At 43.9% G+C, this 13,259-nt stretch carries 10 protein-coding genes; 9 read left to right on the forward strand and 1 reads right to left on the reverse strand.

Going from position 1 to position 13,259, the window contains the following annotated elements; all coding sequences use genetic code 11:
• Window positions 1-19 precede the first annotated feature (19 nt).
• The 9 genes from E7X56_RS03420 to E7X56_RS03460 all read left to right on the forward strand — a co-directional run bounded on the left by E7X56_RS03420 (window position 20) and on the right by E7X56_RS03460 (window position 11,714).
• Window positions 20-1,939, forward strand: a complete 1,920-nt coding sequence (locus E7X56_RS03420) for a hydantoinase/oxoprolinase N-terminal domain-containing protein (protein ID WP_135604855.1) — start codon at window positions 20-22, stop codon at window positions 1,937-1,939.
• Window positions 1,940-2,206: 267 nt separating this feature from the next.
• Complete coding sequence (locus E7X56_RS03425; RefSeq protein ID WP_135604857.1) at window positions 2,207-4,138, forward strand: hydantoinase/oxoprolinase N-terminal domain-containing protein; 1,932 nt, start codon at window positions 2,207-2,209, stop codon at window positions 4,136-4,138.
• 50 nt (window positions 4,139-4,188) lie between these two features.
• The gene (locus E7X56_RS03430) at window positions 4,189-5,052 is read left to right on the forward strand and encodes a shikimate kinase (protein WP_135604859.1); all 864 of its coding nucleotides are present in this window, start codon (window positions 4,189-4,191) and stop codon (window positions 5,050-5,052) included.
• Window positions 5,053-5,066: 14 nt separating this feature from the next.
• The gene (locus E7X56_RS03435; RefSeq protein ID WP_135604861.1) at window positions 5,067-5,354 is read left to right on the forward strand and encodes a chorismate mutase; all 288 of its coding nucleotides are present in this window, start codon (window positions 5,067-5,069) and stop codon (window positions 5,352-5,354) included.
• Between the two features lie 12 nt (window positions 5,355-5,366).
• Window positions 5,367-5,753 carry an AIR carboxylase family protein gene (locus E7X56_RS03440; protein WP_135604864.1) on the forward strand — a complete coding sequence of 129 codons (387 nt, stop codon included), beginning with the start codon at window positions 5,367-5,369 and terminating at the stop codon, window positions 5,751-5,753.
• A 400-nt stretch (window positions 5,754-6,153) separates the two neighbouring features.
• Entirely contained in the window at window positions 6,154-8,067 is a 1,914-nt protein-coding gene (lonB, locus tag E7X56_RS03445; protein ID WP_135604866.1) for an ATP-dependent protease LonB, read from the forward strand.
• Window positions 8,060-9,391 (forward strand): TldD/PmbA family protein, encoded by a 1,332-nt coding sequence (locus E7X56_RS03450; protein WP_135604868.1) that lies wholly within the window; start codon window positions 8,060-8,062, stop codon window positions 9,389-9,391. Before lonB ends, E7X56_RS03450 begins: the two co-directional genes overlap by 8 nt.
• Before the next feature lies 1 nt (window position 9,392).
• Window positions 9,393-10,703 carry a TldD/PmbA family protein gene (locus tag E7X56_RS03455; RefSeq protein WP_135604870.1) on the forward strand — a complete coding sequence of 437 codons (1,311 nt, stop codon included), beginning with the start codon at window positions 9,393-9,395 and terminating at the stop codon, window positions 10,701-10,703.
• 189 nt (window positions 10,704-10,892) lie between these two features.
• Window positions 10,893-11,714, forward strand: coding sequence for a response regulator (locus E7X56_RS03460; RefSeq protein ID WP_135604872.1), 822 nt, complete (start codon window positions 10,893-10,895; stop codon window positions 11,712-11,714).
• A gap of 124 nt (window positions 11,715-11,838) precedes the next feature.
• On the opposite strand, the gene E7X56_RS03465 is transcribed toward E7X56_RS03460, so the two are convergent.
• Window positions 11,839-13,259: PGF-pre-PGF domain-containing protein (locus E7X56_RS03465; protein WP_135604874.1), on the reverse strand; the 1,421-nt coding region annotated here is incomplete at its 5' end.

The following is a 13,259-nucleotide window of genomic DNA, read 5'->3' on the forward strand; positions in this document are numbered from 1 at the left end:
GTTAAAGGAGTGATAAAAGATGCAATACAGCATGGGTATTGACGCAGGTGGTACTTACACTGATGCAGTAATAATAAGGGATTCGGATGGCGAGATCATTGACTCGAACAAAGCGCTTACCACCTACCCGAACCTTCTGGAAGGAATAAAAAACGCACTTGACGGAGTGGATCAGAATTTCCTTAAAGACATAAAACTGGTCTCCGTTTCTACCACACTTTCCACGAACACTATCCTTGAAGGTACCGGCTATTCTGTTGCACTTATCATGGCAGGGGATTATGTAATACCGGAAACCCATTCCATAAAGAACTATATTGTTGTCGAAGGCGGTCATGGTCCCAGCGGAGAGGAAATAGGTAAACTGGACATTGAAGCTGTCAGGGAATTCATTCTCCAGAACAAAGATGAGGTCTCGGCCTTTGCAGTTTCATCCTACTTCAGCATACGCAATCCTGAACATGAGCTCCAGATCAAGGAACTGATCAAAGACATGACAGGACTTCCAACTGTTTGCGGACATGAGCTTTCTCAGGATCTTGGTGCTTACAACCGTGGTATCACAGCATACCTTAACGCACAACTGATCCCAATAACAGATCATTTCATAGAGACGATCATCGGCGAAATGGACAGAAGGAACATAAACGCAAGACTTCTTATGCTCAAATGTGACGGTTCCGTGGTCGGTATCGATGAAGCAAAAGAAAAACCTATTGAATCCATCTTCTCAGGTCCCGCAGCAAGTCTTGTCGGTGCAGCCTACCTTAGCAGATCAAAGACCTGTACGGTCATTGATGTCGGAGGTACAAGTACAGATGTATCCATGATAGAAAATGAACTGCCGGAACTCTGTGATGAGGGGGCCGTGGTCGGCGGCTGGCAGACAAAGGTCAAGGCCATTCGCATGGAAACTTCTGCAATGGGCGGGGATAGCCACATCTGGATCAAGAACCAGAAACCAAATATAGGCCCAAGAAGGGTGGTCCCACTATGTGTTGCTGCAACAAAGTTCCCTTCGATACTTGAAAAGCTTAAGATGGCAAGAGTGCCTTCAAAAATGCTCCTGAGCGATAATATACAGCCCACTAAATTCTTTATTCGTTCAGGAAAGGAACCCACATCCGAATTGAGCGCATCTGAACAGGAGATCTATGACAGGATTGGAGATGAACCCGTTTCCATAAATGGCATTTTCCTGGACAAACTTCCCTCACCGGTCTTCCTGGACCTGCTCATTCAGAAAAGGCTTGTGCAGGCTATCGGATTTACTCCAACTGATGCACTGCATGTGCTCGGGGACTACAATGAATGGAATGCTGAAGCTTCAAACACTGCTGCTGCCATACTTGGACGCATGACACATCAGAACAAGATGGAATTCTGCCAGCAGGTCAAAAATGAAATTGCCAAGAATATGGTCATCTATCTTATGTCCTATCTTCTGGAAGATGTACGTCCTGATGAGATCAGGAAGGTCATTGAAGGTGATTATCATACCAGGTTCAAGCTTGACGTTCCTGTAGTACTCCTCGGCGGGCCTGTAAGTGCTTATGTGGAAGATGTAAGAAAACTGATCGATGCAGATGTTATACTTCCGGAACATTCCGAAGTGGGCAATGCAGTGGGAGCACTTGTAGGAAAGGGTATCAAGAGGATCGAGATACTTATCAAGAATGTAAGAAAGAAATCGAAGATAAGTAATATCGTGTTCGTGCAAGGTGAACGAAAGGTCTTCATGACCCATCCCGAAGCTCTTGAATATGCCGATCAGCATGGAAGAGAACTTGTTCTCGGTTACATGAAAGAAGCCGGCCTGGATGCGGAGGATGTGCGCATAGACGTAACAAGGAACGATATTTCAATGTTTGGTGATAGCCTGCCACTGGAAACAAAGCTTGTTTTCGTGGGAATAGGGACACCGAAGAGAGATATCTGAGAATTAACAAGGATCAAAAGTGGTCCACAGCTTGTCTGGATAACCTATGACAAGCTGAAAGAAGAGATCGCAAGCAAGTTCGAGTAACATCGAACTTCTTACAATCCGTAATAAAATCCGAATGTTCATATAGAAGTAACATATCCTAATGTTCTAACTACGATCCTGATATTAATTAAAACGTGGAAGCTGTGCTTTATGTGATACTGGCAAGCAGATCACTGTTAAGCAAACACCAAATCAAATTCACTATAAAGGAATAAGATCATGAAATACAGTCTTGGTATTGATGCAGGAGGAACTTACACCGACGCCGTTCTTATCAGCGACGCGGACGGAAAGATCGTCGATTCTACAAAAGCAAGGACAACCTATCCTGACCTTTTGATCGGTATACAGAACGCTTTTGACGGACTTGACCAATCTATTCTCAAACAGGTTAAACTTGTGTCAGTATCCACGACCTTGGCAACCAACACAATTCTGGAAAAGACCGGCTACCCAGTGGGACTTATCCTTGTAGGAAAAACGGATTCCCCAAGGAATTCTGCGATCAAGTATTACATCTCTGTGGAAGGTGGACACAGTACCGGTGGTAATGAAACCGCTCCGTTAGATCTTGATTCGGTTGAGGAGTTCGTCCAGAATGTAAAGAACAAAGTATCAGCATTTGCCGTTTCGTCTTATTTCAGCGTCAGGAACCCCGAACACGAACGGAAAGTAAAGGAACTTATTACAGAGCTTACCGGAATGCCTGTGATCTGCGGACACGAGCTTTCCCAGTCACTGGGTGCATACGACAGAGGAATTACAGCATTCCTGAACGCCCAGCTGCTACCAATAGCCAACCAGTTCATGAACACCGTTGCTTCTGAGGTTAACCGCCGTGGAATAGATGCAAAGCTCATGATGCTGAAATGTGATGGCTCCATCGTGGGAATGAATGAAGCCCTTAAACATCCTATCGAATCAATATTTACAGGACCTGCCGCCAGCCTTATAGGTGCAGCTTACCTGTCAAAGGAACCAAGCTGCGTGGTGATCGACGTGGGCGGTACAAGTACCGATGTTTCCCTGACTGTCAACGGATTACCTCAGATATCTGATTCCGGGGCCATTGTAGGTGGCTGGCAGACAAAAGTGGAAGCTATCAAGATGGAAACCTCTGCAATGGGTGGTGACAGCCATGTCTGGGTCATGAACCATGTGCTCAATATCGGTCCAAGAAGAGTTGTTCCGCTGTGTGTTGCAGCCACAGAACATCCGAATATCATTAAGAAGCTGAAGCAGGGACAATCAATTTCGAGAACACAACTGGGTGAGAACATCCAGCCAACGAAATTCTTTGTGAGGACAGAGCAGAAACCTATCGAACTGACCCAAAGGGAAGAGGAACTGCTGAACAGGATCGGGGATGAACCCGTTTCTGTCAGCGAAATACACTGGGAAAGCAGAAGAATGCCTTCCCCAATGCTCCTTGACAGCCTGATACAAAAAAGACTTGTACAGGCCATCGGATTTACACCGACCGACGTATTGCATGTGCTTGGGGATTACAACGAATGGAATACCGAAGCAGCAATTATCGGTGCAGAACAAATGTGCATCTTTGCAGACATGGAGGTAAAGGACCTCTGCCTTGAGATCAAAAGAAAAGTAGCAAAGAACATGGCATTAAATCTTCTTTCTTACCTCCTGGAAACCATGGATGCTAAAGAGATCGGAAAAGGTCTCGATGGCGATTTCTTTGCAGGATTTAAGGTAGATGTCCCGGTAGTGCTCCTTGGAGGGCCTGTACGTGCATATACCGAAGAGATAAAGAAGTTCGTGGATGCAAACATAATCCTCCCTGAACTAGCCGAAGTCGGAAATGCAGTAGGCGCTCTTGCAGGAAAAGGGGTCAAAAGGATAGAGATCCTCATCCGGGCAACCTTCGGTGAATCCAAGTACAACCTTAAACCAACCTCAATTTCAGTTTTCTCCCCTCTTGGAAAAGATGAGATGAACAACTATGAGGAAGCAGTGACTTATGCAGAAGAACTTGGCAACAAACTGGTCATGGATTACATGAGGGATTCAGAGCTCGATGATGGTAATATCAACATCGAAATTACCAAAAAGGTGATCAACCCGTTAGATACAGGGGTGCCTCTGGAAACGAAGTATGCTTTCCTGGGTATTGCTGAACTGAAGAAGTAAGTCATACCCTTAAATATCAACATCCCATATTCTATTTTCGGGAATTCGATATGACACTAACAGGATATGCTTATGCACTTGGTGCAGGAACCATCATTAATGCCATTGCTACCTGGAAAGGATCAGCTTTCGGGGTTGACCTGAAGACCTTTGCGGATGTTGAACTTACAAATAACAGTTCTTCTATAACCGGAAGTATTGAAAATGTGCCGCAAGGGGACACCACGCTTATTGAAAGGTCGGTTGAGCTTGTTCTGGAGCATTTTGGCATTGAGATGGGAGGAACTGTCCTCACGCGTACCGAAGTGCCGCTTGCAAGCGGATTGAAAAGCAGCAGTGCGGCTGCGAATGCAACGATTCTTGCAACTCTTGATGCTATTGGTGAGACACTGGAACCTATGGATGCGGTATATATCGGCGTAAGGGCTGCAAAGGATGCAGGCGTTACCATCACAGGAGCCCTTGATGATGCATGTGCGTCTTTTTTTGGCGGGATCGTTGTGACGGACAACAGGAAGAACGAACTTATCAAACGCACCGAGAAAGATATGGATGTAATTATCTTTGCACCTGACAGGCAGGCTTTCAGTTCACAGACAAACGTACAGAACTCGGAGCTTATAGCACCCTGGATCGATATGGCATATGAGCTTGCACTTGAAGGAGAATATGAGAAAGCCATGACGCTTAATGGTTTCCTCTACTGTGGAGCGCTTGGGTTCAGTACTGATATAATGATAGAAGCACTGAGGATTGGGGTAAAGGGAGTTAGCTTATCGGGGACCGGGCCCGCATATTCTGCACTTGTGGATAAAAATCTGGCAAATGAGCTTGTAAATATATGGGAAGAGTGCGGAACCACCGGAAAAGTGATAAATACCAAGATTAATAATGAAGGTTCAATGAAACTTTAATTTCGTGGGTGAACATGACCGCAATAAATGAAGTTCGCAGTAAGATCGAGAAGATAGATAACGAGATCATAAGAATGATCGCGGAACGGACCGATCTTGCAGATGAGGTGTTGGAGAGCAAGAAACAAGAACACAGGGTTATCAATGATGATACACAGAATCATGTTGTTCTTGACAGGGCTACTAACATTGCAACCGAAAGAAACCTTGATTCCGGCGCCGTAAAAGAGATATTTGAGATCCTTATCAGGATGAGCATTGAGCGCCAGCATGAACTTAGCGGGGAAGGGAACCTCCCCTGATGGAGATAAAAAATGGTAGATATTTCAATATTAATGGGCTCAGAATCAGATAACGCAATTGCAAACCGTGTTACGAAAGTATTGGAAGAAACAAATTACACCTTCGAAGTAAATGTTATCTCCGCACACAGAGACCCTGATAAACTTGAAGATCACATCGCCAACAGTGATGCAAAGGTCTTCATTGCTATTGCAGGACTATCCGCCGCACTTCCGGGAGTTATTGCTTCCAGGACGATGAAGCCTGTGATCGGTGTACCTGTCAGTGCAAAGCTTGGCGGTCTTGACGCATTGCTATCAGTTGTGCAGATGCCACCCGGAGTACCTGTTGCCAGCGTTGGTATTGATAACGGTGCAAATGCTGCAAAACTTGCAATAAGGATCCTTGACCTTATTTAATAATTAGTTCAATAAAATTTAATGGAAAAGTGATTTAAAAAGAAGTAGAACAAAAAAGAAATAGAACAGGAAAATACTGCTTTTTCTCTTTCATTATTCTTTAATAAATTCTACTACTCCTTCAAAGTTCTTATTTATTTTTGATGTGAAACAGCTTGTCATGGATGCACATTATCTGCAAAAGTTTTAGCATTGTTTTTAATAAAGAAATTACTTCGATTTAGTATAACAAACCATCTAAAAACATATCTTCTCATAGCTTTCAGACAGGATTGAAATAGTTAAATATATTTAGTTGAATGCCTCTAGTATAACAATAGCAAAAACTCTCAAAAAATCACATTCTAGCATATTCCCTGTAAATACCTGCATATCATACTGTTTAAAATGTGAGTTAACCATGGATAACGAAATGACTGCTAATGAAGAAGCCGAACTTTTCGGTGAAGATTTTAAAACTACAAATTCAATAGATGTACCTGAATTACTTATCGACCAGGTCATCGGGCAGGACCACGCCGTTGAAGTTGTAAAGAAAGCAGCTAGCCAAAGGCGTCATGTAATGATGGTAGGTACACCAGGTACCGGAAAATCAATGCTCGCAAAGGCAATGGCTGAACTTTTGCCAAAGGAAGAACTTGAAGATATAATGGCATATCCGAATCTTGAGGACAGCAACAACCCAAAGATCAGGCAAGTGCCTGCCGGGAAAGGCAGGGAGATCGTGTTGGCCCATAGGATGGAATCACGCAAGAAAGCCCAGTCACGCAATATGATGATGATGTTCCTGGTCTTTGGTATTGTGATGTATTCCTTCTATGTCGGTCAGTTACTATGGGGTATCATTGCAGCTATCATGATACTTATGCTGACAAGACAGTTCATGCCAAAAGAAGAACTGATGATACCAAAGCTCATCGTTTCAAATTACCAGAAAGATCAGGCACCATATATCGATGCAACAGGAACACACGCTGGTGCACTTCTTGGGGATGTCAGGCATGACCCATTCCAGTCAGGTGGACTTGAAACACCTGCTCATGACAGGGTAGAGAGCGGTGATATCCACAAATCACACAAGGGTGTACTTTTCATCGATGAGATGAACACTCTGAAGATCGAATCCCAGCAAAGCCTTCTCACAGCATTACAGGAGAAGGAATATGCCATTACAGGCCAGTCCGAGCGCAGTTCCGGTGCACTCGTAAAGACAGAGCCAGTACCATGTGATTTTATCATGGTGGCAGCAGGTAACCTCGATGCTATGGAAAAGCTGCATCCTGCACTACGCTCACGTATCAAGGGTTATGGATATGAGGTCTTCATGAGAGATTCCATGGAAGACACCATTGAGAACAGGAAGTCAGTTGTACGCTTTGTAGCACAGGAGGTTGTACGCGACGGACACATCCCCCAATTTGATAAAAGTGCGGTAAACGAGATCATCAGGGAAGCAAGAAGAAGGGCAGGCCGAAAAGGTCATATTACGCTTAAATTCCGTGATCTGGGAGGGCTTGTCAGGGTCGCCGGTGACATTGCTCACGCTGAGAACGCGGAGGTCACAACTGCAGAGCATGTTCTCGCAGGCAAGAAGATCGCACGTTCAATTGAGCAACAGCTCGCAGACAGCTATCTGGAAAGGCGTAAGGACTACCAGCTCTTCACCAAGATCGGAGCAGCGGTCGGCAGGGTCAACGGACTTGCGGTCATGGGCGGGGATTCCGGTATTGTGCTTCCGATCATTGCAGAGGTCACACCGACACAGTCTGCTGACGAAGGACACGTTATTGCCACCGGTATGCTGAAAGATATAGCAAAGGAAGCTGTGCAGAATGTTTCAGCGGTCATCAAGAACGTAACAGGAGAGAATGTGATCAATCACGATATTCACATCCAGTTCGTAGGAACCTACGAAGGTGTGGAAGGTGACAGCGCATCAATATCAATTGCAACTGCTGTGATATCTGCAATGGAGAACATCCCTATCGACCAGACCGTTGCCATGACAGGCTCCCTTTCTGTCAGAGGAGATGTACTTCCAATAGGCGGTGCTACCTACAAGATAGAAGCTGCAGCACAGGCAGGTATTAAGAAGATTATCATTCCAAAGTCCAACGAAGCTGATGTCCTCATAGAGGATAACTACAAGGAAATGGTTGAGATCATACCTGTAACAACAATTGCAGAGGTCATCGAGCATAGTCTTATAGGTGAAGATAAAGCAGGCATTGTTGAGAAGCTCAGGAAACTGACCGAAATGAATGCTATTAAAATGCCTGAAAGTGAACCGATCACAGGTAACGACAATGTCTGAAGTTTGTTTTTACGATGTCAGGGTGATCGATGGTACGTCTACCTCGATCGTCCTTGATAATGGCAATATAGAAGAGATCTCGGTAAATTACAGCAGAGGTTGCGGAGTTCGCGCATTATGCGGAGGCTCCTGGGGATTTACCACAGCAGAAGGGAATTTTGATATTAACGATGCCATCAGTTCAGCTTCAGAGCTTGCACAGCAGATGAACAACATCTCCCCAAAGGAGAAGGTCGAGCTCAAGCCCATGGAAGAACCTGTGGTGAAAGACCTCCCGGTTGCCACTATTGACCCGAAGGATATCCCAATTGAAGATAAGGTCCAGTTATTGAAAGACATAGACAGTCATGCAAAGATAGATGGAATTAGCAGTACTTCTGCAGTTTATTCTGAGGCCTCTGTCAGGATGCAATACATCAATTCCGAAGGTATTGATTGTGAATACGATCTTATAAGAACCGGATTCGCCATCAGTGCAGTTGCCAGCGAAGGAGGAGCTTATCAGGTAGGCAGGGAAAGTCGTTTTGGAGTTTCCGGCTATGAACTTTTTGAGAAAAACGATGTATTTGCTCTTGCAGAATCCGCAGGAAGAACAGCCGTAGAGCTACTTGGTGCAAAGCAGGCAAAAGGTGGAACACTGCCTGTGATACTTGATCCGGAGCTTGCAGGTGTGTTCGCCCATGAAGCAGTAGGCCATGCTTCCGAAGCAGACCTTGTCCTTGAAGGAAGCTCCATACTTGCCGGACGCATCGGAGAACAGATCGCATCACCGCTTATTAACATAATCGATGACCCCACCATTCATGAGTACGGGTACTACCCATTTGATTCCGAGGGAGTAAGATCATCAAAGACCACCATCATCAAAGATGGAACCTTAAATTCATACCTGCATTCAAGAGAAACTGCAGCAGCTCTTGGTGGAGAACCCGGGAACTGTCGTGCACAGGGATACTCTGCACCGATCGTAAGGATGAGCAATACCTACATTGACAATGGTAATTCCAATTTTGACGAGATGCTGGAGGAGGTCAAAGATGGAATGTACCTTACCGGCTCACGTGGCGGCCAGGTCAATACAGGTGAGGGGATATTCCAGTTCAATGCGGAAAAAGGATATCTTATCGAGAATGGAGAAGTGACCACATTGCTTCGCGATGTATCCCTTTCCGGTAAAACACTTGAGATCCTTAATAATGTCACCCTGGTCGGAAACGACCTTAAGATGCATTCGGGCAGATGTGGTAAAGGCGGTCAGCTTGCACCGGTCTCGGATGGTTCACCACACATATCCATTTCAAAAGCATTGGTAGGAGGTGCCTGATATGTTCGACCTTGCCGGAAATACACTGAAAATAGCTGAACAACTGGGTGCCGATGAAGCTGAAGTTTTCATTATACACAGCCGTTCCATAACTGCGGATATAAAGAAGAACACGATCGAATCTGCAAAAGAGAGTGGCAGTGAAGGCATCGGAATTCGCACTATTGTCAATGGAGCAGTCGGCTTTGCAAGCACAAATATCGTAGAACGCATCGATGAAGCTGTAAAAGTAGCTGTAGCTTCTGCAAAAGTGAGAGAAAGCGATCCGGATTGGACATCATTGCCTTCAAATTCAAAATATCCGGAAGTTTCAGGAACCTTTGATAAAAAGATAGATGAACTTGGCCTGGATGACTGTATTTCCCTAACAGGGGAAATGATCAATGGTGCATTGTCTATACCAAATATCAACACAACATCAGGAAGTTTCTCTACAACGATCAGCAAACAACTGATAATGAACACAAACGGTGTTGAAGTGATCGATGAAGGTACAGGAGTTTCCGGTTTCGTGGATGTCATCACAACAGATGGAGATATCTCTACAGCCTATGACTTCGAGGTATCACGCTCCCTTGACATTGATACATTCAATATAGGGAAAAATGCTGCAGATCTTGCCATCAGATCACAAAATGGCATATCCATTGAACCACAGAAAACGAATGTCATTCTCCATCCATTTGCATTTTCCGACATCCTCGGAAATACGTTCGAGCCATCCATTGATGCTGATAATGTGCAGAAAGGACGCTCCTCACTAATAGGAAAGATAGATGAGAGCATTGCCACATCCGAACTAACAATAATAGATGATGGTACTCTTCATGCTGGAATGGAAACATCCATCTCAGATGAAGAGGGCACTCCTTCTCAGCGCACAACGCTCATCGAAAAAGGGGTTTTCAGATCCTACCTGTATGATAACTATACCGCAGGAAAGGGTAAGACCACCAGTACAGGAAATGGTATACGTCACTCCTATTCATCCACACCTTCGGTAGGTTCACGTAATCTGATCATAGATTATCCTCAAAGCGATGTGATAGGAGATACTGATGAAGGCGTCTTTATCAATACGGTGATCGGTGCTCATACTGCAAATGCTATTTCAGGAGACTTTTCAGTGGAAGCCAGAAATGCTTTCACAATAAAGGACGGGAAAATAGACAAACCTATCAAATCACTTATGCTTTCAGGCAATATATTTGAGATGCTCAACAATATAACAGGTGCAGGAACCGATGTTCGCAAGGTTGGCGGAACCGTGACACCACCACTAAAAGTAGCCAACATGAGCATTGTGGGGTAAAAAAAGAGAACAATAACGGGTATCAATTCATAAGTAAATAGTATGATGGTAATGATTATATATTGTTCATTACAATACTGATAGAAGGTCCAAATGCAAAAAACGCTCCCTGAAAACTGATATTCGGTGGTAGTGTTTTACATGACCAATAATGAATTTGAACCCGATACTTGTCCATTAGGTGTTAATATGGCTGAGAATGGTAGAACCAAAATACTTGTCGTCGACGATGAACCTGATAATGTTGAATTGCTTACCGCATACCTATCCTACGATTATGACATTATTCCAGCATACAGCGGCAGGGAAGCTCTTAAGATACTGGAAAATTCACAACCGAATTTACCGGACCTTGTTCTGATGGATATAATGTTAAAGGATGGAATGGACGGTGTGGAAGCTGCAAACCATATCCATATCAACTACGAAATCCCCCTTGTCTATATCACTGCTTATGCAGACGATAACATTATGCAAAGAGCAAAGTTGACAGAACCTTTTGGTTACATACTCAAACCATTTGAAGAAAGTGAACTTCGCACCAACATCGAAATTGCTCTTTACAAGCATGAGATGGAAAGCAAATTAAAAGAGAGCCAGAAGTGGCTTACTGCAATACTGAACAACACCGGCGATGCAATGATCGCCACTGACCAGGATGGTTACATAAAGTTCATGAATCCTTTTTCAGAGGCGCTTACCGGCTGGAAGCAGGATGATGTACTTGGAAAACCATTAAAGAATATCTTCTATGTCGAAAGTGAAGATACCGGTAAAGCCGTTGAGGACCCCGTTGAGAAGGTCATCAGGGAAGGCACGTTCTATGGTCTGGCAAGTCAGACCCTCCTGATTACAAAGAGCAACACAAGGATCCCGGTCGATATCATCGGATCACCCATTAAAGGCGAGAACGACAAATTGATAGGTATTCTTATCAGCTTCTGCGATATTTCAGACAGGAAGAGGATCGAGAACATTATCTATAAAAAAGGGATGGAAACCAACTTTTAATCCCTTTTAACCAACATCTTATTCCTATTTAGCCAGCATTTTTAATTCAGGATCACCTCCGATATTTTTCCAGTGAAGATCTCAATGGAAATACTAGACTTATGTTTACTGTTTTTAAATTCATTTATTTTTGATCCTCATGCACCACACCGGAGATGAGACCAGATTCTTCCAGATCCCTTAGCTTCTGTTCAATATCAACTTCTTTAGTTTCAATCTCCGGAGCAGGGGGAATAATTTCCATAGGCCCTTCGGGGACATCTTTATGCAGAATTTCCTTATCTGAAGAAGTTCTGGAATCATTATCCTTTTCCATTAGTATATTATCGAGGAAACCAACAGCCTTCTCTCTTGCTTTAATATGATAGCCCCTTCTAACTGCAACAAATGAAACCGATATTAATACAATTACGGGTACTGCAAAGAACAATGTGTTAAACTCAGAAGCGGTTGGCTCTTCAGCCGCCCCATCTCTAATACCAGTACCTTCTGCCGAAGGATCCAGTGCCGGATTGACCCTTACAGGTTCAGGAACCTTGCTGCCTTCAACAACAGATTCTTCCCCGGTAGTTAGTGAAACAGGTTTACTTTCTATATATTCTACTATTGCAAACGGTGAGAGCAGTTCACCGGAAGTGTCTGTTTTATAGTAGACGTAATTATCATCTTCATCCACTCTTTCCGTGGGTAAGACATACCAGTTTCCATTTCGATAAGTGCTCAATCTTACAGAGTATTCTGAAACACTATTCTCATCAAGCCATACCCTGTCAACTCTGAAACCTACATCAGAGATTCGGAGATTACTCTTCAGACCAGCATTCCCCACCCATATATTGATGTTCTTGTATATCCGGCCTTCTGCTGGTTTTGAAGCTAATGAAGAAGTTGATCTGAGAGATTCGACTATTGCTTTTAGATCACCAATGGTCTTATCTGTTGAAATGTTGATGTAAATGATATCCAGGTTTTCGTTCTTGAACATAAAAGATGTTTCTAAATTATTTGTAATGTATCTGACAACAACATCCTTTAATTCTATGTTCTCGAAGTCCTCGCTTGTAGTACTGCTTCCACCGCCACCGGAGGAACTACTACCTGATGTACCACCAGAATTTTGTGAGGAGGTCTTTGCGGTAGAATTGGTCCAGCTACTATTGATATTGCCTGTAATATCAACCGTCTGGGTACTGATAGTATGCAGAGTATTGGAGGAAAGGTCGGTAGCATTATAGAAGATGGTAGTGCTGGAGACATTTGATTTGAACACATCATCGATGTAGATCATTGTATGATTGAAATCAGGATCAGATGGATTAATCCAGCTCCAGTTGATCCAGGTTTCTCCAGGAGTACCAGCAAGACCGGTTATGCTGGAAGGAGCAGTGGTATCAGCACCGGTACTGACACTGGAATTGGTCCAGCTACTATTGATATTGCCTGTAATATCAACCGTCTGGGTACTGATAGTATGCAGAGTATTGGAGGAAAGGTCGGTAGCATTATAGAAGATGGTAGTGCTGGAGACATTTGATTTGAACACAT

Source organism: Methanococcoides sp. NM1 (assembly GCF_900774285.1).
Taxonomy (GTDB): Archaea; Halobacteriota; Methanosarcinia; order Methanosarcinales; family Methanosarcinaceae; genus Methanococcoides; species Methanococcoides vulcani.

Excerpts from the sequence above, each read along its gene's own strand:
- E7X56_RS03420 (WP_135604855.1), top strand. The coding sequence starts at position 20 with ATGCAATACAGCATGGGTATTGACGCAGGTGGTACTTACACTGATGCA.
- E7X56_RS03425 (WP_135604857.1), top strand. The coding sequence starts at position 2,207 with ATGAAATACAGTCTTGGTATTGATGCAGGAGGAACTTACACCGACGCC.
- E7X56_RS03430 (WP_135604859.1), top strand. The coding sequence starts at position 4,189 with ATGACACTAACAGGATATGCTTATGCACTTGGTGCAGGAACCATCATT.
- E7X56_RS03435 (WP_135604861.1), top strand. The coding sequence starts at position 5,067 with ATGACCGCAATAAATGAAGTTCGCAGTAAGATCGAGAAGATAGATAAC.
- E7X56_RS03440 (WP_135604864.1), top strand. The coding sequence starts at position 5,367 with ATGGTAGATATTTCAATATTAATGGGCTCAGAATCAGATAACGCAATT.
- lonB (WP_135604866.1), top strand. The coding sequence starts at position 6,154 with ATGGATAACGAAATGACTGCTAATGAAGAAGCCGAACTTTTCGGTGAA.
- E7X56_RS03450 (WP_135604868.1), top strand. The coding sequence starts at position 8,060 with ATGTCTGAAGTTTGTTTTTACGATGTCAGGGTGATCGATGGTACGTCT.
- E7X56_RS03455 (WP_135604870.1), top strand. The coding sequence starts at position 9,393 with ATGTTCGACCTTGCCGGAAATACACTGAAAATAGCTGAACAACTGGGT.
- E7X56_RS03460 (WP_135604872.1), top strand. The coding sequence starts at position 10,893 with ATGGCTGAGAATGGTAGAACCAAAATACTTGTCGTCGACGATGAACCT.